The following is a 25,270-nucleotide window of genomic DNA, read 5'->3' as shown; positions in this document are numbered from 1 at the left end:
AAATTTTTTTCAATTACCAATTACCAATTACCTATTTTACAAACTTAGGCATAATTTCCGCAGCGGTGAATAAGCCAGAAATGCCCCTTTGATGTAATTCTTGACCAGCTTTGAGATAACCAAAAGCCGGACCGCACACATTAGCCGCCATGCTAGTTTCATCGCCTAAAGTAAAGGTATGGGTAGAAATTTTCCCTTCAAAAGTGCGTCCGGTAATTTTCACGTTGGTACTGAGGGGCTTTTTGGGGTTGCGGGTATCAACTACACCACCAACTGTAACTCTATCCCGTGAACAAATTCCCGCAATTTCTAACATCACATCATCAGCGTGTTCCATATTTTCCAAGGTTAATACGCCGTTGGTTTTATCTAGTAATGCTTCTACCTCTGCGTCAGTCATGGCCCTAGCAGTTTCTACACTATAACCTGGCATATGTCCAATATCTTCCCGAACGGTAGCGCGGTAGGCTTCCCAGTTAGCAATTCCCACACCAAAGGTAATTACTACATTGTGAATTTCGGCGTAACTTTGGGCAGCTAAAGCGGCAGCGGCGGTTAACAGTCCAGGGGTAGCACCACAGCCTGTCATGTAAGTAATGCCCGCAGCTTGCAGTTCATCTCTCATCGCTAGAAGTTGTTCTACTGCACTGGTGCGTTTAATAGCATCCACTAGCACACCCTTCCAACCAGCTTTGATAAATTCTTTAGCGACGGAGGGGATAAAGTCGTTGGGGAGGTTGGGTAAAGCCAGGAAATAGCCATCTACAGCGTCACCAGTGGCTTGAATTAAATCCTGAATACTGTTATTGCTTAATGTCCCGACTGGTTCTAAATAACCGACTGTACCCTGTTTTTGGTAGGTGGTAATGCAAGCATCGGTGTTTAAGCCTTCAGTTGAGTAAGCGTAGCCTTTTTGGTCTGCGGCTGCGACGAGAATCATTTCCCGTTTGCTGGAAAGGAGTTTTGCGGCTGCTTGTCCGAGTCCGCCAAAACCGAGAACTCCGACGCGGATAGGTTGTGTGTTCATAGGGATTTTTCTGTGTTGGTTAATGGTTATAAAGGTTAATTATGCTTTATTTTTCTGGGTTCTCAAGTAGGAAAAAGCTATAATTACTTGAACGTTATTTAAGGTAGCTTAAAAATCGTGAGTAAAGTATTAACCCTGGAACTGAACGATGACGTTTATACAGCTTTGCAGCAACAAGCTAGTGCTGTGGGACTTTCAGTAGAAGAATTAGTTGCTGCTTCCTTAAATCGTCAGTATAGCTTGTCAGTTACTCCTAAATCCGATGCTGAGGAAGCACGTCAGCGTTTGCTTGGCTATGCTGGTGTTATTAGTCTGGGTTACGCTACAGGTACAGATAATGAACGGATTGATGCTGATCTGGCGAAGGCTTATGATAATGACTTATAAGGTATAAATTATAATCGTGTTACTTGATACATCAGGGTTGCTCTGTTTTCTCCATCAAGATGAAGCTCAACACAAAACAGCAATTGGGTTAATTTCTAATTATAACGGTCGTTTTATCACACATAACTATGTTCTCGCTGAGTTGATAGCTTTGGCATTAGTTCGACGTTTTCCGCGTTCAACGGTGTTAATGTATTCGTTGGAATTAATGGAAAATCCGAATGTAGAGATGATTTGGGTTGATGAAATTTTGCATCGAGAAGCAATGGATTTATTGTTAGTTCGACAAAATAAAACATATTCTTTGTGTGATGCTATCAGTTTTGTGTTGATGCGGAAGAAAGGTATTTAGGAAGCTTTGACTACTGATAAACATTTTGAGCAAGAAGAATTTACTCGTTTATTGCAATCTTAAACTTAAATGGACTCCTTAACTAATCAATATCGTCAAATTATTCAGAAGATTCTCGAAGAATATGCTGATTTTCTTGGCAATGATGAACAAGTTAAAGTTGAACTGGTGTTAGATGAAAAAAATGATCGTTATTTATTAGTAGAAACAGGTTGGAAAAATGGTTATCGGATATATGGAACTTTATTACATCTTGATTTAATTGATCATAAAGTTATGATTCAACATGATGGCACTGAAGAGGGAATTGCTAATGATTTAGTTGCTGCTGGAATACCAAAAGGACATATTATTTTAGGGTTTAAGTCTCCTGAAATTCGGAAATATACGGAATTTGCTGTTTTTTAAAATTGATATACAAAAAAGGAGACATAGTGTGATAAAGAGAGATCCAGATAAAGCTAAAATAACTGAGGAGATTAATGCTTTAACAAAGCAAATTAGAGATTTAGAACCAATAGTATTGAAACTTACAAATAGCAAGAATATACAATCATTAAATGGAAAATATGGTGGGAAATATGCTGAGTATATAGATATCCAGAATGCAGTAATAGATACGCCTGATAAATTTACTGCTTTATATTATGAAGGATTTAAGAAAAAATTAGCATCAGTTAAGCAATCTGTTAGTCAATCTCAATATCCTAATAGCTACTTTGATAATTTTGAATATTTGCAGAAACATCAGGAAGTTAGAACATGGCTAAGTCTGTTTCTGAAAAGGACTTTTTTAAGAAATTATGATTCATTATCAAAAAATAAGCCAAAACCCGAAGATTCTGTAATTTGGATTGGTCAAAATAATGCCTCTTATGGTTTGCTAATAACACCAAGGTTCAAAGATGGTCAATGGGAAAATGATAAAAGTGAAATCAGGCATTTTAAACAAGGATATTGGACAATATCCCATATTTTAGAAACTGGCTTAGTTATTCCATCTTTAGAAGAAAAAATACCTTTCAAAGAAATTAATGACTATCTCGTATTTTTCAAGAATGTAGTGGTGAGAAATTCTGGATCTTTTCATGAATTAGAGATTGCTACAAGATATTGTGATTTTGTTCGTAATGCTGAGAAACCTGGTAATGTACCTCTTCTAATTCCCGAATTTAGATATGGAGGAATTAGTCAAAAACATAAATATAGGCTCGATTTTACAATTATTGATCCGGTCAATATGAGTAAGGTAGGCTTTGAGTTATCACCTTGGTCTACTCATGGAGAATTAACAGGAACTAAGAACAAAACTCAAAAGGAAATTAATGAAGAAGCTAGAGAAAATTTTGAAAAAGAGATGCAAAAACTGAAGTCCTATTTTCGAGAATTTGGCATTACTATCATGGTTTATACAGATACTGACTTAAAGGACTATGATTCTATTTTTAAGGATATTTCAAAATACCTTATTCCCGTGCAAACACCTCAACAGTTAGAATTCCAGGCACTCGCTGATCTGTTAGCATTTAGACCATATGATTAAAATATAGTTGAGAGCGATCGCATTATTAATGTAGAGTTATGAGCGATCGCATTTCCGGTGTAGAGTGAGTGTGATCGCTATTTAAGAATGTAAACTCAAATATTGCTGTTCTACAGAAAGTCCTGTCATAATATCCTCTGCTGCAATTCCGGCTGCAATTAATACGTCTGTAAGACCCTCCTCAAAATTATCATCTTCAATCACAACTTTGCCATTTAGCAACCGAGCATGAAACAAAATTGTATTCATCCAAACATTCTTTTCCCAACCTGTTGCAATAATTAGAAATTGTCCTGACTCAGTATCACATACAGCATGAATTGAAATCGGCTGTAAACGGGGTTGTGCGGTTGCAACTCTCCGTAATACTTGCGTCAAAATCTCAGAATATCTTAGTGAGTTATCCATTGTATAATGACCTCATCTGTTGGTTCATAAACCAGTAAATTGATTTTATTCCGTTTTATAACTAACTGAAAAATAGGTTTTTGGAAATGTTTTAAATAAACAGGCTCACTCACAGCTAAAAAAAGCTGCCGTTCTGCTTCTTGTTCTTCTAAAGCCCATTGATAAAGCTGAAGTTGACCCATCGTTTTTTCTAATTCACTAATCACAGAAGGAGCATCAAAATCTTTTACTTCAATTGCAATTTTCTGGTTTTCTTTCTCAGCCGTAAAAAACTTCTCTGCACCAAGATCAGCTTTTAGTAATGTCTTCTCTAAGACCAAAACTAATGGATCATCAGTGATTGTCCAACCATCTTTTTCTAAAGTACGACGCAGGGAAAAATGTAAATCATCTCGTCTAGACATTGGTAAGTTATTTTCCTGCTTCTTCTAGGAATGTAATTACTTGGTTTCTACTGACAGTGGGAAAACCATCCAAAAAATCATCTGCTGTCAAATAATCTAAAAGTGTTTGTATAGGAACTCTTGTCCCAGTAAAAACGGGAGTACCACTCATGATTTCAGGAGACACACTGATAACTGAGGAATGGTTAGACATGGTGTTTTATTTCTTCAGGTTATATTCTTAGTTTAGCTATAACTGAGAGTAAGTGCGATAGCTTCGGTAAGCTAAGAAAAGCGCATTATTGATGTAGCGTAGAGAGCGATACCTTCAGGTCAGCTTCACTAACGCCTTGAGAATAATTAAGTTTTTGGAATTATATAGGACTCCTATTTGATTTTTGCACAAAAATCAGTATAGCTTTATTCCTTCTTTCCTGTTCCTTGTTCCCTGCCTCTAAGAGTAAGTTCAGGAATCAAACCGGATTTCTATATTACAATAGTTGTTGTCTACAGACAACTTAACCAAAATTTATTATGAGTATCAGTCTCACACCTAAGCAAGAACACTTTATACAAACAAAGCTGCAAACTGGGAAATACCAATCTGTAGAAGAAGTTCTAGAAATTGCTCTCCGGTTGCTAGATGAATATGACAATGCTGAGACAGAATGGGTTAAAGAAGTGCGCGGAAAAATTGATGCTGCTATTGCAATCTCAGAACATACAGCACCTATTGACGGTGAAACATTTGTAAATCAAATTTTAGATCGTTTTCAGCAACAGCGACAGGTACAAAAATGAATCGTTACGTTATTAATATTCTCGCTAGTCGTGACCTGAACGAAATTGCTGAATACTTCTCACAAAAAAACCTAGAAGCAGGTGAAAAATTTTTTCGGGAATTTAACCGCAAATGTCAACAATTAGTTTCCTTTCCAAATAGTGGTAAAAGCTACTCAGGTATACGTGCTGATTTGCGAGGATTACTCCTTGAAGGTTATATAATTTTTTATAGAGTGTTGGATGATGGAATTGAAATTTTACGCGTAGTGAGTGGTCGTCGTAACCTTCCCTATGTTTTTGATGATTCGGAATTGTAAATTTAGAGAGATAGTTTCGGTAAGCTTTACTAATACATTTCTGATGTAGAGTAAAGAGCGATTATTCAGCATCATCCTGTAAATAAAGTGCGAATTTAATCGCTTGCTGATCATGACAAAGCAGGGGCGCGATTTTCACGCCCCTACAATGATGAGGTAGATTTCGTTAAATGTTACTCAACTACTGTAGCGGCAGTTCCCTCATGAGACGGTGGTAGACTGGGTAACTCCAGACAGTATCCCGCACCATAGACCGTCTTAATATAGCGAGGATGACGAGGATCTGGTTCGAGCTTAGTCCTTAAGTGGCGAATATGCACCCGAATTGTTTCAATGTCATCATCAGGATCGTAACCCCAAACTTCTCTGAGGATTTCGCTAGGGGAAACTGTCTGACCGTGGCGCTGAAGCAAGCAATGAAGTAGCTCAAATTCCAAATGAGTCAATTTCACAGTGTCATTGAACCAAATGGCCTCAAATCTTTCTGGAACGAGGGTAAGAGGCCCATAGTTGAGGATCTCACTGTGCTTGGCTGCTTGGGGAATGCGGTCAGTCCGACGCAACAAAGCCCGCACTCGCGCTAACATTTCTTCTACTTCAAAAGGCTTGGTCAAGTAGTCATCTGCGCCAGCATTGAAACCTTCAACTTTATATTGAGTTTGGCTTAACGCCGTCAACATCAAGACAGGAATTTCAGCCGTGCGCTCATCCCGACGTAAGCGTTGGCAAATGGTAAATCCATCTACTCTGGGTAACATGAGATCGAGCATGATCAAGTCGGGTTGCAGCTGGAGGGCCAGCGCCTGACCTTTAATGCCGTCTTCAGCTTGACTAACATCATAGCCAGCCATTTCTAAGTTGACAGCAACGAGTTCTGAGATCGCTGGGTCATCGTCTATGACAAGAATCCTCGGCATTCTTAAAAAATTATGACTACTTATTTAAGGATAAATAAGAACCTTTGTTATATGCAAAGATTATTATTTTGATTATTAAAAGATTTGAAATCTAACATAAATATTAAGATTAAAGGACTACGAAATCAAGATCAATTTACACGAAATTTTATCTATGATGTGTGACTCTACCTACAATCCGCCTCATTTCTTGCGAAATGGTGTGGCTATGACCGCTTACACCGCCTTATGGGGAGGACGTAATTGGCAAAGTACTACTCTACATCCAGAGCCACTTTATCAGAAAGTAATCTTCACAGGTGGGCAGGGTGTGCCAATTTTTGGTTGGGTCGCTATCCCTAAAAATGCTCATAGCACAATTGTTGGCACGTATGGCATTACAGGTGAGTTGGATCAGCAATGGTTTTTGCGCCTGTTGGGACGAAAAGCCTACGCTCAAGGATACGCTGTGGTGTTATTTGATTGGCGGGCGCATGGGAAAACAGCGGAATTATCTCCAACGTTGACTTCTGATGGGTTGTATGAAGGAGAAGATTTTGTCCACATTGCGGCTGCTGCTGCGGCTATGGGCTGTCCAAAAAGGTTTTGGTTTACGGGATATTCCTTAGGGGGGCAATTGGCGTTGTGGGGGCTGAAAGCGGCTGTAGATTTGACTAGAAGTGGGGATTTAGGAATTACAGAGAGTGATATTGCTGGGGGGGCGGTAATTTGTCCAAGTTTGGATTCATTGCGATCGCTCACTTATCTAATCACTACACCCTTTGGTAAGTACGTAGAACCACGCATCGCTAGAGAATTAAAAAACCTCGCTTGGAAACTCCATAATACTCATCCTGGTTACTTTGACGCAGATGCGATTAACCGCGCTAACAGCATTTGGGGTTTTGATCAAGAACTGGTAATCGCACGTTTGGGTTTTGATTCTGTAGAAGCATATTATGAAGCCAGCAGTGGTTTACATCTGTTACCTAAATTATCAAAACCAACTTTAATTCTTTATGCAGCAGATGATCCATTATTTGATCCTGACATTGTTCCCGATCTAAAAGCTGCTAGTGCTAAAAACCCTGCCATAGATTTGTTACTTACCTCCTACGGTGGTCACGTAGGTTATGTAAGTAGTAAAAAGTGCCAACATCAATTTCAAGACTCTGACCAATGGTGGGCTTGGAATCGTATTTTACAGTGGATAGGGGACAGACATAGTAATGAGTTAGGAGTGCTGAGTGCTGAGTGCTGAGATAGTGAGTAAGCAGAGAATAAATACAATCAAGAATGACTACGTTTAATCATATTTGGCTACCTGCTCCTAAAAATTTAATTTTGTCGCCAGATCATGTGCATATCTGGAAGATAAACCTCAACCAACCAGAATCACAGATACAATCTTTCCGAGAAACTCTATCTAGTGAAGAAATTGCTCGCGCTGAACGGTTTTATTTTCCTGAACATCGTCAGCGTTTTATTATTGGTCGTGGTAGTCTTCGCGCTATTTTAGGACGGTACTTAAGTGTAAACCCCTCACAAGTAGAATTTGATTATCAACAACGTGGAAAGCCTATTTTAGCCGCTAAATTTGCTGATAGTGGGGTATTTTTCAACTTGTCACATTCTCAAGATTTAGGTTTATGTGGAGTCAGTTATCAGCGATTAATTGGGGTTGATTTAGAATATGTCCGCCCCATGTCGGATTTAGAAAGTCTTGCTAAACGCTTCTTTTTACCCAAAGAATATGAGGTAATTAAATTACTATCTCCTCAACAACAACAACAGGTATTTTTTCGTTACTGGACTTGCAAAGAAGCTTATTTAAAAGCAACTGGCGATGGTTTAGTTCAGTTGGAACAAATTGAGATTGATTTAACACCTACAGAATCGGCTCAATTGCTCGTATCAGGAGATTGGGGCTTAAAGGAATTAGTTCCAGCAGATAATTTTGCTGCTGCGGTTGTTGTGGCTAATAATGATGTAAATTTCCAATTTTGGCAATCATGATTTGCTTTAATATCCAGTTCAGATAATTTAGTCTAATTGATAATTACTCTTTTCAATCACCAATGACAAATTAATAAATTTCATGTCTATAAAGCAAATCTATCAAAAACAGACGAGCTTGTTCTAGAGATATATGTCTGGGTTTTCCTTGATAAACAATTTGGTATTCGTGAATCTCTGGACCTTCTCCATATCCAGAAATCAGCTTCCGGTGAAATGCTTCTTCTGCAAGTTCTCTAACTTCATTTTTTAGAGCAGTTTGTGTATTATTCATAACTTTGCTGTCTCATTAATTGCTCACTTTATTTATATCAAATTGGCCAACTTATTACATCTTTCCCAAGTGATATTTTTATCATTCCTATCTAGATACTGATTTAGAAAACTTTAATCAAGTTTAAATTATGCCCTGAGATAGCTGATTTTTTGCATAATAGAAGTAGGTTGGAATCAGAAAAATAGTCTAAACCAGTGTAAGTCGATTGAAATTCAAAGACTCTGAGTAATCAGACTCAGAATCAAGATTTTGAGGTTTCTAGCCAAAGGTTAACAATTAATGGTTCAAGAGCAAAGCACTGATAGAATCCGCATCAATGCCAGAACAACTGATGTCTTTGATATTTTCAACTTCAAGTATTATATTGGTTCAAACCCTTATTTAGATACAGGGGCGTTAGTATTTGATTTTGCTTTGACTGAATATCGAGATCCGCTACCGATTAAAGAGTATGTTGCAATTATTAGTCATTTATATCCTCACTTAGCAGGTCAAACATATCAATTATATGCTGATTTATTTGCCCGTTTTGTCTCAGAAGTGGGCAAATTAGATATGGGGTTGCATCTTAATCTTTGGAGTATTAAGGCATATCCTTCTTATGTAAGAATTGGCATTCAAGCACTGCATGAACAGACAATTAGAGGAGTAGTTTACTTAGTTTGGGATTGGTTTGAAAGCATTTCTCAAAATGAAGATTTCCCCTTTGAAGAACGGTTAATAAAATTACAAAATAGCTTCCGGGAATCTGTTTATGGTGGTTCTACCGTTTATGCTTTATTGCAAGCTGCATATCAACAGGGTATTCCTGCATTCTATTTATGGGAAGAAGGATTAATGCAATATGGCTATGGGAAAAAACAGGTACGTGGAGTAGGAACAACTTTTGATATTGATAGTCATCTAGATTCAGAATTCACCACCCGCAAAGATGACAGTAAGGAATTTCTACAAAGGTTGGGTTTCCCAGTTCCCAGTGGTGATATTGTTATTTCTGAAAAAGCAGCTTTAGCTGTAGCGCGAGAAATTGGCTACCCAGTTGCAATTAAACCGGTGGTAAGTCATAAAGGAATTGGTGTAACGCCTGATGTACAAAATGCTAAAGAGTTAAAATCTGCCTATAATAAGGCGATATTAGCAATTCCAAAAGAGGAATCACAGCGGATAATTGTTGAAAAAAGTATTTCGGGAAAGAATTTTCGGTTACTGTGTGTGAATCGTAAATTTGTCGCTGCTACAGAACTTATGCCAGCTTCGGTTGTAGGTGATGGGTATTCAACTATTAGAGAATTAATCAAGCGAGAAAATCGCAACCCGAAACGAAGAGATACACCCACCTCACCCATGAGTAAGATTTTGATTAATGAAGGGATGGAATTGTATCTAAATGAACAGAGGTTAGGCTTGGATAGTATAGTGAAGAGCGATCGCACTATTTATCTTAGCAAAAGTGCAAATATATCATCTGGGGGTATTAGCATCAATGCCACAAACACAATTCACCCGGACAATATTATCTTAGCCCAAGACATCGCCCAAAACTTTCGCCTCACTTGTCTGGGTATTGATATCATTGCTAAAAATATCTCTAAATCTTGGAAATCTGGTAATTTTACTATTTTAAAAATTAATGCCGCACCTGGTATTTTAATGCACTTTAACCCAGTTAAAGGTGAAATCATTGATATTCCTTTTCATATTTTATCAACCTTTTTTAAATCTGCTCAAGATGCCAAAATCCCAATTATCACTTTTAATAAAATTAGTCTCGCCGAATTACACGCAACAATTGATCATGTTTTATTAAAATATCCCAACTTGATAATTGGTGCTGTATGTAATGAGGGAATATTTATCAATCGGTCAGAAAAAATTTTACATCAAGATTACAACTACAACGTGCAAACTTTGTTGCGTCATCCTCAACTAGACTTACTAATTGCTGAATATCCAGAAGATATTCTCGAAGCCGAAGGAATGCTTTATCAAGGTAGTAATATTGTTGTTTTGGATAATCCCAGTGAAACGGAAATGATCTTACTCAGAGATGCAATAGATGGTGCAATGGCATTGATTAAAAAAGAAAATAATGTTTCTATTCGCCATAAGGGGTTAATTGAAGATTTCACTTTAGACAAAGAAGAAGATTTTTTTAATTTTTATTTGCAGAAAATTCGCTCAATTTTCTAATTTGCCAAGGCAGAGAAACGCAGAAAAAATAAACTGCGTCTCTGCTAAATTTGATTTACTTGAGTTGAGTGTAAGCAGCCAAAATAATTTTTTCCGTTTCTTCCCACCCAATACATTTATCCGTTACTGAAACACCATATTGCAATTCTTCTCGTTTTCCAGTAATTGGTTGACTACCTTCATATAAATTTGATTCCAGCATCATTCCTACAATTGAAGTATTACCATCAACTATTTGCTGAATCACATTTTCTAAGACAAAAGGTTGTTTTCTATAGTCTTTATTAGTATTACCATGACTACAATCAATCACTATTCTCGGTGGTAAATTTGCTGCTTTTAATTGTTCTTCAACTAATTTGACATTATCTATATCAAAGTTAGGTTGACTTCCTCCACGCAAAATTACATGACCATAAGCATTACCTCTAGTTTGAAATACGCTCACCTGTCCCTTTTGATTAATGCCTAAAAAATTATGTGGTTCTTTCGCTGATTTTAGAGCATTCAAAGCTACATTAATATTACCATCTGTGCCATTTTTAAAACCGACTGGCATGGAAAGTCCACTAGCCATTTCTCTGTGAGTTTGTGATTCAGTTGTTCTGGCTCCAATTGCTGACCAAGCCACCAATTCGCTAATATATTGAGGAATGATGGGATCAAGTGCTTCTGTGGCAGTTGGTAATCCTAGTTCTGTTAATTTCAATAACAGATTACGAGCAATTAAAATCCCGCGTTCTACATGAAAAGAATCATCCATATCTGGATCATTAATTAATCCTTTCCAACCTACAGTTGTTCTGGGTTTTTCAAAATATACCCGCATAATTAGCAGCAGTTTATCTTCAACTTTCGCTGCTAAAATTTTTAATTTCTCTGCATACTCTATAGCTGCTTTAGGATCATGAATTGAACAAGGACCAACTACAATAAATTTTCTGTTATTTTGAAAATCAAGAATATTTTCTATTTCTTGTCTGAACTGCAAAATTCTCTGTTCTACAGATTTAGTTAAAGGTAATTTGGCTTTAACTTCATTGGGAGTTAATAAGACGTGGGAACTCTTAATGTTAGTGTTAATTAATTTGTTGATCATGACGACAATCGCTTGATTGCTCTAAGGCTATTTAATGTGTAAACGATCACTATACACATTTTCAAGAAAAAATACAAGTTTCTTTGATGGAAGTTAAATAATATTATTAATTTAATTTTTTAGTTATTTTTTATTTAATTATCCAGCCGACCTTTAATGTACAAAATACTTATTGATATTAAATCTTATAGTTTTCATCTGCATACAGAGATATTTCACTCCGCTGCGCTGCGTATGGCTAACGCTCCCGTCAGGGATACAATATGATATAGAAAAACCTTTTTAAAACATCCTTTAAGCTAGAACTTTTGTTTCTGGATTTTCGTGGATAAAATCAATGTTTTCTGTCTAGAGTGCATGATTAGTTTAACGCAGATTAATCAAGCCTTTATAGTAATCAAATAAGCTGCGATTTAGGTCATTACCTAGCAAATTCCAATCAATTTTTGATGAAGAATATTGTTTAGGTTTATATTTACCATAACGTACCAAAGTCTTAATAATGGTGCGTTAAGGATTTCATCTTAATGCACCCTGAGCAAAGTCGAGAGCGTAGCATGGCATTAGCCATAGGGCTGATCCCAACGACAATTTTTAACGCCAATCTACTTAGAGAACTCCACAAAAAAGATGATCCAATTTCACCAAATCAAAGCGACTTTTCTTCCCCCTGCTCCCTGCCCCCTGCCGTCACAACGACGGGATATTTTTTTAGTTGGAAATCTCTTACTCTATTTTCCCAGTGGTGAGTACCATATGACTTAATAACCAATTTGCTGCTGTTGCTCTGCGAGTTTGTCGAGGTCCAAATTCGCCGATTTTGTAACCTTTAAAACCTAGCTTTTCTTTGAGTAGTTGTTTGTTCTCTTGGGGGATAGAACGAGTCAATTTCATAGTTGCAGGACGAGAATCAAGAAAATTTATAGGTTGTGGATAGTCATCCAGCCATTCTGCGGCTGCTTCGCTAGTATCCCATTGTTTGTTTGTGGAGTTGTAATGATAACCTAAGTAATACCAGACTAATTGATTAACTGTAGCATCATCAATTGTATCGTTGATGATTGCCCAAATTGTTTCTGTGTTAAGTGGTGGTAGGTTAGACATAAGCAAGTAAAAATTGGTCTGTTGTCATGTGCAGAATAAATACTATCCAGTTGTCATATAGCGGTTCTCGGTTGAGTGATATACAAGAACCCCAACCCCCCTCATTGCTTGCGGGGAGGGGGCTATGATGTATTTCATTCAAATGCATACCGCTATAATAAATTATTTTCACTACCTGGATAGATTTATGAAGACAGAAATGATTTTATCTTTTTGGAATTTGACGGAAAGATTTATGGGATACAACCTAGAGATGAATTTGTTAAAAAATGATCTTTACTCTATTCTCATGGGGTATTTTGTTAGTTATGGAGTTATTTTTACGTCTTTGAACAAATTAAAAAGTTCTACGCAAACAGCGGTAACTTGATCATTAGCTATTTGATCATCTGTAATCCATCCGCTGTAAACCCAATCCCCACAAAAGCTGTAATAAGCATCTATTTTATTTGCTTTGTCCCAAATAGAATGAAATTCTATATGATCTAATTTGTAAGGGGCGCTCAAGCTAAAAGTGCCGTCTTCAGATGATTGTTGCCAAAAACATACATTTATCACTCCATTAATTGATTCTTGTACTTCAGGTATGGAAATTTTAAATCCTTCAAACATTCTTCCGTACCATATTTCTGCTTCAGAATTATTTTCTGGAAAATGCTTTCTCACAATTTCCGACATTTTGAGCAAATACTGCCGAATTTCTAAATTGTTGAGTAATACTTGTTCACGATGAGATAAATGTTGGTGCATGATATTTGTCCTTTTATAAGTTTTACCTAGATTATTTTGTTATGTTTAGGTTAAAGACTTAATGAACTGTTATGGTTTTGGTACTTCCATAGGAATAATTGTAACTGTTCACACCTTTTTGATATAGGACTCCTATTTGATTTATGAATGGGTTTTAAGATCAAAGCCTTGTTGGATATGAATTTGAGTCTCAATGTATTGTAAAAATTCAAACTGGATTTCTCATAGTACCTGTGTTCATAAACTAGGTAAACTGAAAATAGTAAATACCTGAATCAAACAAGCTTTTTTCCCTTCTGTATTTTTTTACTAGTTTATGCACAATTCGACACCACTACCAAAACTAATCCGCGCCCATGTCTTGATTACTGGTCGAGTTCAAGGGGTGGGCTATCGCTATGCCACTGTAGATACAGCAAGCCAGTTGGGGTTAACGGGTTGGGTGAGGAATCTTCCTGATAATCGAGTGGAAGCTGTGTTTGAGGGAGTCGGGGAGGTTGTAGAAGAGATGGTGCGCTGGTGTCACATTGGGCCACCAGCGGCGGTGGTGAAGAACGTTGTGGTTGAGTATGAACAACCAGAAGGGTTGCGGAGGTTTGAAGTTCTGTAGTTGCACTGAGACGAAGACAGTACAATTAGGAACGACGACTGAAGTTAAGTCTAATTACTGGATTTGCTATTTGAAACTGGTGTACGAAAGATTTCTGCAAAAAATTGCCGCATGGATTGCCAAGAACGCTGCTCGGCAATGGGGTTATAAACTGAGCCTTTGAGTTTATCTTTGGCTGCTGGGTTGGTGAAGGAATGAACTGCTCCACCGTAAGAAATTAATTGCCAGTCTATATTAGCCAGACGCATTTCTCTTGCAAAGGCGTTTACTTGCTGTTCTGGTACTAGGGGGTCATCTGCTCCGTGCAGTACTAATACTTTGGATTTGATGTTTTTGGCATCTTCGGGGTTAGGGGTGTCAAGGTTGCCGTGAAAACTAACTACACCTTTGATATTTGCACCACTACGGGCTAATTCTAGGACTGTACCACCACCGAAGCAGTAACCGATGGCAGCAATGCGTTTGGGGTCAGTGAGTTGATTTTTTTGTAAAACTTGTAAACCAGCAGTTGCGCGATCGCGCAATAATTGTCTATCATCACGATACATTTTCGCTTGCGCTCCTGACTCTTCGGCATTTTTTGGTCTTATACCCTTGCCATAGATATCAGCCGCAAAAGCAACATAACCCATTTTGGCTAATTGCTCAGTCCGTTGTTTTGCAAACGATTGTAAGCCTGTCCAGTCGTGAACTACTAACACACCAGGACGTTTGCCTTTAATTGCGTCATCATAGGCTAAATAACCTTCTAAAGTTGTATTTCCTTGCTTGTACTCAATAGTTTTGGTTCTAATTGCTGCTAAAACATCCCCAGCAGTCAACAACATCACCACAGGTGTAAAAAAAATAGAAAGCAGAATTTTCATGAAGTTGTAAATACTAAAACACTCATCATGCTTAATTATCCCCACAAAATCTCCAAAAACGACAGCCGCATGATACTGGTTACTGCAAAAATTTGGCTTCTGCTTTCCGGTAGATTTTCATAAATTTAGAAGAGTGCCATTCTAGCAAGCCTAAATTGTGTAGTGAAGGTACATTATTAGTTATATAAATAAAAATCATTGTTTTCCCTATTTATCGGCTACTAACCTAAAACCATGAGTGCAACTGCTACTATTTCTCAAAGTCCCCTCGTTCAAGGCTGTGGTTTACCTCCGTTTGCAGAGATTACACCGGATCAAGTAGAACCAGCCTTCAGGCATCTGTTAGCAGACCTGAAGCAGCAGCTAGATATTTTAGAAGCTAATGTAGAACCTACCTGGAGCGGTTTGGTAGAACCTCTAGAGCGGTTGACAGAAAGGCTACACTGGAGTTGGGGGATACTGAACCATTTAATGGCTGTCCAAAATAGCCCAGAATTACGCATAGCCTATGAAAAGGTTCAGCCGCAAGTAGTGCAGTTTATGAACACTCTTGGTCAAAGTAAGCCTATCTATAATGCTTTTAAAGCCCTCCGCGCTAGTCGTACCTGGGTAACTTTAGAATCAGCCCAGCAGCGCATTGTTGAAGCCGCGATTCGAGATGCCAAGTTATCTGGTGTGGGACTAGAAGGAGAAGCCAGAGAGCGTTTCAACGCTATTCAGATGCAGTTAGCAGAACTGGCTACTAAGTTTTCTAACCATCTTTTGGATGCGACTACAGCTTTTAGCTTAAGCTTAACAACCAAAGCGGAAATAGAGGGTTTACCGAGTAGTTTACTCAGTCTCGCTGCTCAAGCTGCTCGTGCGGCAGGGGAAGAAAATGCCACTCCAGAACATGGCCCTTGGCACATTACGTTGGATTTTCCCAGCTATTTCCCTTTTATGCAACACAGCACCCGGCGGGATTTGCGCGAAAAGCTGTACAAGGCATATATTACCCGTGCGACTGTTGGGGAATTGGATAACAACCCTTTAATTGACATTATTTTAGAGTTGCGGCAAGAACTTGCTCAGTTAATTGGCTTTGAGAATTTTGCCGAACTGAGTTTAGCTAGTAAGATGGCGAAGAATGTCCAAGCGGTAGAAAAGCTGTTAGAAGAACTACGTCAAGCGAGTTATGATGCTGCTGTTAAAGATTTAGAAGCACTAAAAGTATTTGCTAAAGCTAAGGGAGCAGCAGAAGCTGATAATTTGCAACATTGGGACATCAGCTTTTGGGCAGAACGTCAACAGGAAGAGAAATTTGCCTTTACAGCGGAAGAGTTGCATCCCTATTTTCCCCTGCCGCAGGTGCTAGATGGGTTATTTGGACTAGTGAAGCGGTTGTTTGGTGTAACGGTGACTCCCGCTGATGGTCAAGCCCCAGTTTGGCATGAGGATGTACGTTATTTCCAAATATCTGATAAACATGGTAATGCGATCGCTTACTTTTATCTAGACCCATACAGTCGTCCTGCTGAAAAACGCGGTGGTGCTTGGATGGATGTTTGTATTCATCGCCGCAAAATCAAAGAAAATGGTATCACTAGCATCCGTTTACCTGTAGCTTATTTGATTTGCAACCAAACTCCCCCAGTTGATGACAAGCCCAGTTTAATGACTTTTGATGAAGTCGAAACATTGTTCCACGAGTTTGGACATGGTTTGCATCATATGCTCACCAAAGTTGATTATACCGGAGCCGCAGGTATTAATAATGTAGAATGGGATGCAGTGGAATTACCTAGCCAATTCATGGAAAACTGGTGTTATGATCGCCCCACTTTATTTGGTATGGCTAAACACTACGAAACCGGTGAACCACTACCAGAGCATTATTACCAAAAGCTGTTAGCAGCACGTAATTACATGAGTGGTTCGGCGATGTTGCGGCAAATTCACCTCAGCAGCGTTGATTTGGAACTACACTACCGTTATCGTCCTGGAGGGAAAGAAACTCCCGTAGATGTACGTCAACGCATTGCTAAAACCACTACCGTTTTACCACCATTACCCGAAGATGGGTTTTTATGTGCATTCGGTCACATTTTTGAAGGTGGTTATGCAGCAGGTTACTATAGCTATAAATGGGCGGAAGTTCTCAGCGCTGATGCTTTTGCTGCTTTTGAAGAAGCTGGTTTAGGAGATGAACAAGCAATACATGATACTGGTAGACGCTACCGGGATACAGTGTTAGCACTAGGTGGTAGTAAGCACCCGATGGAAGTTTTTCAAGCTTTCCGGGGTAGGGAACCCAGTACTACTGCGCTGCTAAAGCATAATGGTTTATTGCCTGCTGTGTAAAAGCTGCTGTGGGCGGTATTTCCGCCCCAATTTAATTAATTTCTCACGCAGAGGCACAGAGAGAGAGAATCGTTGCTTAAAAATTTTTCACCTAAACCTGTTTGACAAGCACTTAAAACTACTAAGTCTACATTTGGTAAAGACCAATTTTCTATATCTCGTAGTGTTGCTTTTTCTCCATCTCCAAATAGTAAGGATTCAGGATACAGAATATTTGATATACAGCACTTTTCTTTTTAAATTACCACACCTAAATATCCAAAAGGTTTATAGCACAAGGGTTATAGGATTTCGTTTTGTACCAAATAGTTGAGCAAAGTGCTGTAGCAGGGAACAGAAGAGAAAAATATCCTTCCTTCCTTCTTTCTAACTCCTAACTCCTAACTCCTAACTCCTAACTCCTGACTCCTGACTCCTGACTCCTAAATTCTTACCTTTCTACGGTTGATAACGGACACTAAAATAGAAACCATCATCTTGAGCATTATTACCCCGGTCATCTAAATTAATGAAGGGTATACCATAATCAAGTCGCATGATTAAATTTTCAATTCCCAAAGCTTGATTCCACAATAATCCTAAACCTGCACTGGCTAAGAATGTTTGATTGGGTAGATTGTTGGGATTATCAGATTTATTCCAAACTGCTCCCAAATTAGTAAAGGGAATCACCTGAATTATGGGTAATCCCGAAGCATTACGTTGCACAGTTACCCTATCTTCTATTGCTACCCGAAATCCATTATCTCCAGAACGAGCATTTTGTCGATATCCGCGTACAGATTGACCACCACCAATCACAAATTGTTGAGAAGGTAACAAACTATCTGGTGTAAGTTGTAATTCTCCTTGCACAATTAATAAGTGATTTTCGCTGAGTTTTTGCACTCGTTCTAGTTGACCTAACCAACTGAAAAAGCGACCATCAGGCGTGGGAGAATTGTTTGTTGTAGCATCAAATAAGCCTGTGCCAAAATTAAATTGCGATCGCACTGACCAAGCACCTTGCTGATCTCTTTTTGTATAATCTTGGGCAAATTTAATTACACTGGTACGACTTACCCCATTTTCATCAGGACCAATACCAAAAGGTGTGGGGAGTTGATCAAACAGAAAAGTTTGACCATCTTGATAGGTAAATCCTAAAGACAAAGCAAACTCTTCTCTGGGAGTTCTGACTAAAGGTTGACGATAATTGATTTCATATACATCTTGTTCGGCTCTAATCCCTAAATCTTTAAATGGTGGTTCTGTAATTTCACTTCTGCTGGGGGCAACTCTCAATTGTACTTTCCCATTCATGGCATTAACAGGAATTTGATAACTAAAATCAAAGCTATCAGCACCACCTGTGACTGAGCGATAATAAGAACCAGCTAATTCATCTCCTATCCCAGTTAAATTTCGCTCTCGTAGTTGAATTCCTAATCTTTCTGAACCAACACTAGGAGGTGAATAGTTATCTGCACTCAAACCAAACTCAAAAGATTTAGCTTCTTGAACTCTGACTAGAAGCAGACTTTGACCAACTTGACCGGATGGACGTAGACTAGCTTCCACATTATCAAATAGTGGATCAATTCGTAGTAATCTTAATTGTTCTTCTAGTTTAATAGCATTCAAAGGAACACCAGCACCCAGTTGAATTCGATTCCGAATATAAGCAGGATTTAACCGCTTTGTTCCTGTAATTTCAATATCTGCTAAACGTCCTTCAATTACCTGAATTACGACAATACCATCTGTTGTATTGGGTTGCTGGGTAACTGGAATAGCTCTGGAATTAAGATAATTTTTATTTAAGTAAAGTTGGGTAACGGCATCTGCTGCTTTTCTGATATCTTCTTGAGTTAATTCTTTGTCGGTAAACGGCTGTACAACCGCATTCAATTCATTTTCACTGAAAACCGTGCTACCGATAACCTTAATTTGGCGTATATAAATACGCTCCGTATCTGCTGGTGGTGCTGATTCAGGAGGCAGAGCATCTGGTGTCTGTACTATTACAGATTGGGAATGATCAAGATCCAAATAGGAGTCTGGGTTAAAAACCTTACCATCACTAGCCGTAGCCTTTATACCATTAATGGCTACAATCGAGATTATATTCAGAATTAGCAAAGTGCATTGAAACCGGATGCTTTGATGACTCCGCAGAACGACTAATTGATGAAAAAAATATACAATGCCTGGCTGTTTTTTAGCTGCGTTTTTCACACCAGTTTTTGTTTCTTTTCTCATTTCACTTCCTTAGGATGCTTTATTTAGCAGTTATTAATTCACAGTTATCAGTTATTACCATCTTTACGGTACAATGTTGACTGTTCACCGATTGAATATCATACATTTGTTATTCCTGTGACATTCAAAGATTAAGAAAATTTGTAAATAAAAAATATTTAGCTACGATTGTACCTAAGTGATATTTCTAGCATTATATTCTGATAAGAGCAAAAAGTTCGGAGTACTTCGATGTCACCACAGATATCTATTGTCATCGTCAATTACAACCGGGAGTATTACCTTGGGAGTGCGATCGCTAGTGTCCTAGAACAAACATGGCAAGACTTAGAATTACTAGTATGGGATGATGGCTCCACAGATAAATCAGTGACAGTTGCTCGTGAGTATGCCCAAAAAGATAGTCGAGTGCGAGTAATAGCTGCACCTCATTTGGGAATAGCAACGGCTCGACAAAGAGCAATATCCCAAACTACCGGACTCTACCTTGGTTACGTAGACAGTGACGACATCCTCGCCCCCACAGCCCTAGCAGAAACCGCCGCTATCCTCAACCGCAACCCCAAAATCGGCTTTGTTTACACCGACTACATAGACATAGACAAAGACGGAAAATTTCTCAACTACGGTCATCGCTGTCAAATTCCTTACTCTCCACAGCGTCTGTTAGTAGACTTCATGACCTTTCAATTTCGCCTCATTCGTCGTTCAGTTTATCAGCAAGTTAAAGGCATCGAAGGTTTCGCAAATTACGCTGACGACTATGATCTCTGCTTGCGACTTTCAGAAATTACCCAAGTAGGGCGTGTACAAAAACCACTTTACTACTATCGGCAACACTCAAATAATACCTCCCAAGTACGCCGAAAACAAACCCTCTTATCTTCCCAAAAAGCAATATCACAAGCTCTCCAACGTCGGGGACTCAGCGATAAATATCAAATTGATCTCGAACTATCCACAAATCGCTTTATACTCCGACGCAAACAACCCTGGCAAGATTTTGTCAACAGCGCCACTAAAACAATCAAAGCTTTATGTTGGCGTTTAACCCCTTATATCATCCCTTTAGTGGGAGCCATGAGTACAGGATTAGCCAACGCCCAAATAGTCCCCAACGCAGATACAGGAACAATTGTCACCCCCAATGGCAACACAATCAATATCAATGGTGGGATAACATCTGGCGCTAATCTCTTCCATAGCTTTCAAGAATTTGGCTTATCACAGGGACAAATAGCCAACTTTCTCGCTAACCCCAATCTGCAAAATATTCTGGGTAGAATTACAGGTGGCAATGCTTCTATTATCAACGGTTTAATACAAGTAACAGGAGGTAATGCTAACCTTTACCTGATGAATCCCGCCGGTTTTGTTTTTGGCAGCAACGCTAGTTTAAATGTCCCTGGTGCTTTCACAGCCACAACAGCCAATGGTATCGGTTTTGGTAATAGTTGGTTTAATGCTTTTGGGAATAATGACTACAGCACTTTGGTAGGAAACCCCAACGGCTTCGCCTTTACCATGAGTCAGCAAGGAGCAATTATCAACGCGGGTAATTTGGTAGTAGGTACAGGACAAAGTTTAAACTTATTGGGTGGTACAGTTGCCAATACAGGACAACTCACAGCACCAGGAGGACAGATTACAGTCACATCCGTACCTGGAAATTGGGTGCGTTTGAGTCAGCCAGGAAATTTATTAAGTTTGGAAATTCAACCATTTTCTGGACAAAATCAACCGAATAGCCCAGCTTTATCAATTGCTTCTCTACCTGAATTGCTCACAGTTGGTAACACAGGTTTAACGGCTAACTCTGATGGTACAGTCCAAGTTATAGGTTCTGATGTTAAACTACCCAGCACCCCTGGTACAGCGATCGTTTCTGGAAATATTGATGTATCTGGTGCAACTGGCGGTACAGTAAATATCCTGGGTGATCAAATAGGTTTAGTAAGTGCCAACATCAACGCCTCTGGTAATAATGGCGGTGGTAAGGTACTAGTCGGAGGAGATTTCCAAGGTAAGGGAACAGTACCCAATGCTACGCAAACTTATGTTGATGCAAATTCAGTTATTTCAGCCGATAGCAATTTGAATGGTGACGGGGGAAGAGTAATTATTTGGGCTGATAATAGTACAAAATTCTTTGGTAATATTACCGCTCGTGGCGGTGTAAATGCTGGTAATGGTGGTTTTGTAGAAGTATCAGGTAAAAATTATTTAACCTTTAACGGACTAGTAGATACTACAGCCCCTAACGGCACAAAAGGAACTTTATTATTAGATCCCACCACTTTAACCATTATTGATGCTCCTTTAAATTCAGGTACATTTGATACCACATTTACTGGAGCGATCGCATCTGGAGATGCAGATAATGGAGCTAACACTATTTCTTGGGGGGCTTTGGCAAGTTTAGGTTCGGGTGCAAATATTGATTTACAAGCCACAGGGGATATCACCATTAATGCCATTACAGGTAATACACCTGGAGCAACCACCGCTGCTGGTGTAGCTACATTAAACTTAGGTAACAGCGGCAGCTTCAGCCTGACTTCTAGTAATGGTGCGGTCAACTTTGCTAATCTCACCAATACAATCAGGACTATTGGGGGAGATATTAGTATTTCAGGTGCAAGCCTAAATCTGGGAAATTTTGATACAAGGCTAAACTCAGGAAGTTTCGGAAGTAGTGGTAATGTCACTTTATCTGCTGTGGGCAATATTATTGCAGGTGACATTGTTGCTTTTGGCCAGGGTTACGTTGCTCAAGCAGGTAATATTCAAGTTAATAGTACCAGTGGCAGTATTCAACTAGGCAATCTCGACGCTTACCTTAGTAACCAGAATTTTTCTAATAATAATAATTCTCTAGGGGGCAATGTCACTTTATCTGCTAATGGTGCAGTTGATGTAGGAGCTATCAATACTAGCATTACAGATCCTACAACTAGTACCGCTACCAGTGGTAGTGTTGACATCACAAGTACAACAGGTAGTATCACCACGGATGGTATTAATTCCTCCATGACAAGAATCAGCGGAGGAAATTTTACGGGAGTTGGTGGAGGAGTTAGTTTAAATGCCAGAGATAACATCACTGTTAATGGTGCAATTGATACTTCAACAATTGCAACTTTTGTAGACGGTACAACTATTATTAAGAGTGGAAATGTGAGCCTGAATACTACTAATTCTTCTAGTAGCATTATTCAATTTAGTAGTATTAATACTCAGTCTACAACAGATACCTTAGAACCCGTTGGTAACTCAGTCCAAGGTGGAAATGTAGAAGTCCTTACCAATGGCTTGATTTTAGGAACAGCAACTGTCGGCACTTCCAGTAATACCATCGCAACAGGTGGAAATCTGGCTACCCTATCTCCGGAGGGGAATATTATTAGCACAGTACCAATTGCCAATACAGGTGGGACAATTAAAATTCAACATGACGGTGGTCCAGACAACGAAGCATTTACTGTCGGATCTGCTGGTGTTAATGGCACAGTAGGGTCGCTGAATGCGGGTGATGCAAACATATCTTTAGGCAACTTTCCTGTTTTACCTACTGGTGGTGATGCAACTGGAACTCCCTCAGGGATTACAATCACTTCGGTCAACACACCTCCCACGATAACGGCAACCTCACCAATATCATTTAATGTTGAAGCAAATCAGTCGGTAAGTTTTACATTTAATGCGGTTACGGGTGATGTCAATGCTGATAACACGACTATAGAGATTGATTCTATTCTGGCTGGTACTCTGAAAATAGGTAATACGGTTTTAGTTGCGGGAGATATCATCTCTTCAGGTGATACGCTAATCTACACCCCACCAACTGATACAACTGGCTCTATTAATGCGTTTACAGTTAAGTCGAGCGATCGCGTTTCATTCTCCACACCTGCTACAGTAACAATTAACATCACTCCTCCAGCAGATACCCCAACACTACCACCTTGTAATTTCCAGTGTGAAAAACCACCAGAAAACCCACCAAAAACAAACACCCCTCCTGATAAACCAATTCTTAATTCTGATCCTACTCCTGAAGATAAATTTACAAACAGCTTTACTAGTCAATTAGGTATACCCACTCCTAGAGTCAAAAGCACAGATGAAGCCAGTGATATTGCTCGCCAAATTGAGAAAGCAACAGGTGTCAAACCTGCATTTATCTATCTCAGTTTTGTCCCTGTAGAAATTTCCCCAGATTCACCTAGAGGGAAAGCTTCTAATAAAGAGTTGAAGATCATAACTGATCAGGATAGTGACCAACTAGAAGTTATAGTAGTAACCGGAACGGGAAACCCCATACGTAAACGTATTCCAGATGTCACAAAAGCTGAAGTTCTCAAAATTTCTAAGGAATTTCGTGACCAAATCGCTAGTCCACAGTTCCGCACTCGCAAAACTTATTTGCAACCGGCTCAACAACTTTATCGTTGGATAATTGCACCAATACAGGCAGATTTACAAACTCAAGGCATCAAAAACCTGGTTTTTTTACCAGATGTCGGCTTACGTTCAACCCCAATGGCTGCTCTTCATGATGGGCAAAGATTTTTGGTCGAAAATTATAGTATTGGTTTAATGCCTAGCCTCAGCTTAACCAATACCCTCTATACAGACATCAAACAATCCCAAGTCTTAGCAATGGGGATTTCTCAGAGTACCCAAGGGCAAGAACCTTTACCCGCAGTACCCGTAGAGTTATCAACATTAGTGAATAAACTCTGGCCTGGCAAATTATTGTTGAACGAACAAGCCACATTAGATAATCTGAAATCTCTCCGTCGTTATCAACCTTTTGGCATTATTCACATGGCCACCCATGCTGATTTTATTGGTGGTGCTGTGGATAATTCCTATATTCAACTATGGGAAAACAAATTACGTTTGAACGAAATCAGGCAATTAGGCTTTAATAATCCCCCAGTGGAAATGCTGGTACTGAGTGCTTGTAGAAGTGCTTTGGGGAATAAAGAAGCAGAAATTGGGTTTGCAGGTTTAGCAGTATTGGCAGGTGTCAAAACTAGTGTTGCCAGTCTTTGGGCTGTTAACGACGCGGGGACAGCTGCATTGATGGCAAAATTTTACGAGAGTTTGAAAACTTCTCCCATTCGTGCAGAAGCCCTCCGAGAAGCTCAAGTAGCTATGGCAACAGGGAAGATTTATTTAAAGAATGGTCAGTTACAAGGTTTGGAACAAGTTGGTAGCTTACCTTTACCTACGGAAAGTTTTGAACAACCTAATGAATCCCTCTCCCATCCTTATTATTGGGCAGCATTCACAATGGTTGGAAATCCTTGGTAAGTCAGACAATTTTGGATTTTAGATTTTAGATTTTGGATTTTCTATTGATTCCACGGATAAATCCGGTGGCTTGCAATATCAAAAAAAATACAAGCAGGGTGGGAATTGCCTACCCCGTTCACTTTTCCTCCGGTCTGCATTTCACAGTTAATTTTTTTTAGTATTACTTAACTAATCTCTAATTAAAAAAGATGAATATAGATTAAAAATAATAACTATCATCATATTTCGTAAAGTTTGTTAGGGTAAATTAAGAGTATGCTTAATCTATCGAAAGCCTAGTTGCAATTTTAAGTAACTAAGCACAAAGAAACTTAAAGATTTATTAGTTTCTTGCTCATTAGTTAGTTTTAGTAGTA

The 25,270-nt window shown here is 38.9% G+C and carries 23 protein-coding genes and 1 pseudogene; 12 read left to right on the top strand and 12 right to left on the bottom strand.

Annotation, left to right across the window (positions count from 1 at the left end; all coding sequences use genetic code 11):
• Positions 1-31: 31 nt before the first annotated feature.
• Positions 32-1,027 (bottom strand): (S)-8-amino-7-oxononanoate synthase BioU, encoded by a 996-nt coding sequence (gene bioU, locus ACSQ6I_RS13545; protein ID WP_438890829.1) that lies wholly within the window; start codon positions 1,025-1,027, stop codon positions 32-34.
• 117 nt (positions 1,028-1,144) lie between these two features.
• Here bioU and ACSQ6I_RS13540 point away from each other — a divergent pair, with 117 nt between their 5' ends.
• The 4 genes from ACSQ6I_RS13540 (at position 1,145) to ACSQ6I_RS13525 (ending at position 3,309) form a co-directional block, all read left to right on the top strand.
• A complete protein-coding gene (locus ACSQ6I_RS13540; RefSeq protein WP_438890828.1) occupies positions 1,145-1,414 on the top strand; it encodes a hypothetical protein in 270 nt (89 codons plus the stop codon).
• Between the two features lie 16 nt (positions 1,415-1,430).
• Entirely contained in the window at positions 1,431-1,766 is a 336-nt protein-coding gene (locus tag ACSQ6I_RS13535; RefSeq protein WP_438890827.1) for a type II toxin-antitoxin system VapC family toxin, read from the top strand.
• A gap of 69 nt (positions 1,767-1,835) precedes the next feature.
• On the top strand, positions 1,836-2,174 hold the full coding sequence (locus ACSQ6I_RS13530) for a XisI protein (protein ID WP_438890826.1): 339 nt from the start codon (positions 1,836-1,838) through the stop codon (positions 2,172-2,174).
• A 28-nt stretch (positions 2,175-2,202) separates the two neighbouring features.
• The gene (locus tag ACSQ6I_RS13525; RefSeq protein ID WP_438890825.1) at positions 2,203-3,309 is read left to right on the top strand and encodes a hypothetical protein; all 1,107 of its coding nucleotides are present in this window, start codon (positions 2,203-2,205) and stop codon (positions 3,307-3,309) included.
• Between the two features lie 81 nt (positions 3,310-3,390).
• Here the strand turns inward: ACSQ6I_RS13525 and ACSQ6I_RS13520 are convergent, their stop codons facing one another.
• Genes ACSQ6I_RS13520 through ACSQ6I_RS13510 form a run of 3 tightly spaced genes read right to left on the bottom strand, consistent with a single transcriptional unit; the run spans position 3,391 to position 4,314 of the window.
• Positions 3,391-3,717 carry an element excision factor XisI family protein gene (locus ACSQ6I_RS13520; protein ID WP_438890824.1) on the bottom strand — a complete coding sequence of 109 codons (327 nt, stop codon included), beginning with the start codon at positions 3,715-3,717 and terminating at the stop codon, positions 3,391-3,393.
• Entirely contained in the window at positions 3,702-4,121 is a 420-nt protein-coding gene (locus ACSQ6I_RS13515) for a XisH family protein (RefSeq protein WP_438890823.1), read from the bottom strand. The genes ACSQ6I_RS13520 and ACSQ6I_RS13515 overlap by 16 nt, the downstream gene beginning before the upstream one ends.
• Positions 4,122-4,128: 7 nt before the next feature.
• Positions 4,129-4,314, bottom strand: coding sequence for a DUF433 domain-containing protein (locus ACSQ6I_RS13510; RefSeq protein WP_438890822.1), 186 nt, complete (start codon positions 4,312-4,314; stop codon positions 4,129-4,131).
• A gap of 320 nt (positions 4,315-4,634) precedes the next feature.
• Between ACSQ6I_RS13510 and ACSQ6I_RS13505 the strand changes: the two genes are divergently transcribed.
• Positions 4,635-4,901, top strand: a complete 267-nt coding sequence (locus ACSQ6I_RS13505) for a ribbon-helix-helix domain-containing protein (protein ID WP_438890821.1) — start codon at positions 4,635-4,637, stop codon at positions 4,899-4,901.
• A complete protein-coding gene (locus tag ACSQ6I_RS13500) occupies positions 4,898-5,200 on the top strand; it encodes a type II toxin-antitoxin system RelE/ParE family toxin (protein ID WP_438890820.1) in 303 nt (100 codons plus the stop codon). The genes ACSQ6I_RS13505 and ACSQ6I_RS13500 overlap by 4 nt, the downstream gene beginning before the upstream one ends.
• Positions 5,201-5,373: 173 nt before the next feature.
• On the opposite strand, the gene ACSQ6I_RS13495 is transcribed toward ACSQ6I_RS13500, so the two are convergent.
• Positions 5,374-6,117 carry a response regulator transcription factor gene (locus ACSQ6I_RS13495; RefSeq protein ID WP_015216313.1) on the bottom strand — a complete coding sequence of 248 codons (744 nt, stop codon included), beginning with the start codon at positions 6,115-6,117 and terminating at the stop codon, positions 5,374-5,376.
• A gap of 154 nt (positions 6,118-6,271) precedes the next feature.
• On the opposite strand from ACSQ6I_RS13495, the gene ACSQ6I_RS13490 reads away from it, so the two are divergent.
• The gene (locus tag ACSQ6I_RS13490; RefSeq protein ID WP_438890819.1) at positions 6,272-7,357 is read left to right on the top strand and encodes a YheT family hydrolase; all 1,086 of its coding nucleotides are present in this window, start codon (positions 6,272-6,274) and stop codon (positions 7,355-7,357) included.
• 35 nt (positions 7,358-7,392) lie between these two features.
• Positions 7,393-8,112, top strand: a complete 720-nt coding sequence (hetI, locus tag ACSQ6I_RS13485) for a 4'-phosphopantetheinyl transferase HetI (RefSeq protein WP_438890818.1) — start codon at positions 7,393-7,395, stop codon at positions 8,110-8,112.
• Positions 8,113-8,182: 70 nt separating this feature from the next.
• Here the strand turns inward: hetI and ACSQ6I_RS13480 are convergent, their stop codons facing one another.
• Positions 8,183-8,386: a hypothetical protein gene (locus tag ACSQ6I_RS13480; RefSeq protein ID WP_438890817.1), complete on the bottom strand. Its 204-nt coding sequence runs from the start codon at positions 8,384-8,386 to the stop codon at positions 8,183-8,185.
• A 282-nt stretch (positions 8,387-8,668) separates the two neighbouring features.
• Between ACSQ6I_RS13480 and ACSQ6I_RS13475 the strand changes: the two genes are divergently transcribed.
• Positions 8,669-10,579 (top strand): acetate--CoA ligase family protein, encoded by a 1,911-nt coding sequence (locus ACSQ6I_RS13475; RefSeq protein WP_438890816.1) that lies wholly within the window; start codon positions 8,669-8,671, stop codon positions 10,577-10,579.
• Positions 10,580-10,634: 55 nt separating this feature from the next.
• Here the strand turns inward: ACSQ6I_RS13475 and ACSQ6I_RS13470 are convergent, their stop codons facing one another.
• From ACSQ6I_RS13470 to ACSQ6I_RS13460, 3 genes are all read right to left on the bottom strand, one after another.
• Positions 10,635-11,678 (bottom strand): 3-deoxy-7-phosphoheptulonate synthase, encoded by a 1,044-nt coding sequence (locus ACSQ6I_RS13470; RefSeq protein ID WP_438890815.1) that lies wholly within the window; start codon positions 11,676-11,678, stop codon positions 10,635-10,637.
• A 726-nt stretch (positions 11,679-12,404) separates the two neighbouring features.
• Positions 12,405-12,782 (bottom strand): DUF1823 family protein, encoded by a 378-nt coding sequence (locus ACSQ6I_RS13465; protein WP_438890814.1) that lies wholly within the window; start codon positions 12,780-12,782, stop codon positions 12,405-12,407.
• A gap of 306 nt (positions 12,783-13,088) precedes the next feature.
• Positions 13,089-13,532, bottom strand: a complete 444-nt coding sequence (locus ACSQ6I_RS13460) for a hypothetical protein (RefSeq protein ID WP_438890813.1) — start codon at positions 13,530-13,532, stop codon at positions 13,089-13,091.
• A 316-nt stretch (positions 13,533-13,848) separates the two neighbouring features.
• Here ACSQ6I_RS13460 and ACSQ6I_RS13455 point away from each other — a divergent pair, with 316 nt between their 5' ends.
• Positions 13,849-14,142 carry an acylphosphatase gene (locus tag ACSQ6I_RS13455; RefSeq protein WP_438890812.1) on the top strand — a complete coding sequence of 98 codons (294 nt, stop codon included), beginning with the start codon at positions 13,849-13,851 and terminating at the stop codon, positions 14,140-14,142.
• A 50-nt stretch (positions 14,143-14,192) separates the two neighbouring features.
• On the opposite strand, the gene ACSQ6I_RS13450 is transcribed toward ACSQ6I_RS13455, so the two are convergent.
• Positions 14,193-15,008, bottom strand: a complete 816-nt coding sequence (locus ACSQ6I_RS13450; RefSeq protein WP_438890811.1) for a dienelactone hydrolase family protein — start codon at positions 15,006-15,008, stop codon at positions 14,193-14,195.
• Positions 15,009-15,242: 234 nt separating this feature from the next.
• On the opposite strand from ACSQ6I_RS13450, the gene ACSQ6I_RS13445 reads away from it, so the two are divergent.
• Positions 15,243-17,348 carry a M3 family metallopeptidase gene (locus tag ACSQ6I_RS13445; RefSeq protein WP_438890810.1) on the top strand — a complete coding sequence of 702 codons (2,106 nt, stop codon included), beginning with the start codon at positions 15,243-15,245 and terminating at the stop codon, positions 17,346-17,348.
• Between the two features lie 83 nt (positions 17,349-17,431).
• Here ACSQ6I_RS13445 and ACSQ6I_RS13440 read toward each other — a convergent pair.
• Together ACSQ6I_RS13440 and ACSQ6I_RS13435 are read right to left on the bottom strand one after the other, a co-directional pair.
• Positions 17,432-17,542 (bottom strand): annotated as a pseudogene (locus ACSQ6I_RS13440) (CHAT domain-containing protein); the annotation flags it as partial.
• Between the two features lie 244 nt (positions 17,543-17,786).
• A complete protein-coding gene (locus ACSQ6I_RS13435; protein ID WP_438890809.1) occupies positions 17,787-19,589 on the bottom strand; it encodes a ShlB/FhaC/HecB family hemolysin secretion/activation protein in 1,803 nt (600 codons plus the stop codon).
• Between the two features lie 231 nt (positions 19,590-19,820).
• Between ACSQ6I_RS13435 and ACSQ6I_RS13430 the strand changes: the two genes are divergently transcribed.
• Positions 19,821-24,911 (top strand): CHAT domain-containing protein, encoded by a 5,091-nt coding sequence (locus ACSQ6I_RS13430; protein WP_438890808.1) that lies wholly within the window; start codon positions 19,821-19,823, stop codon positions 24,909-24,911.
• Positions 24,912-25,270 lie beyond the last annotated feature (359 nt).

Origin of the sequence: Anabaena sp. WFMT, assembly GCF_051781005.1 — a bacterium.
Taxonomy (GTDB): Bacteria; Cyanobacteriota; Cyanobacteriia; order Cyanobacteriales; family Nostocaceae; genus Anabaena.
Note: the sequence above shows the minus strand (reverse complement) of the source record. Positions and strands in the feature narration are given on the sequence as shown.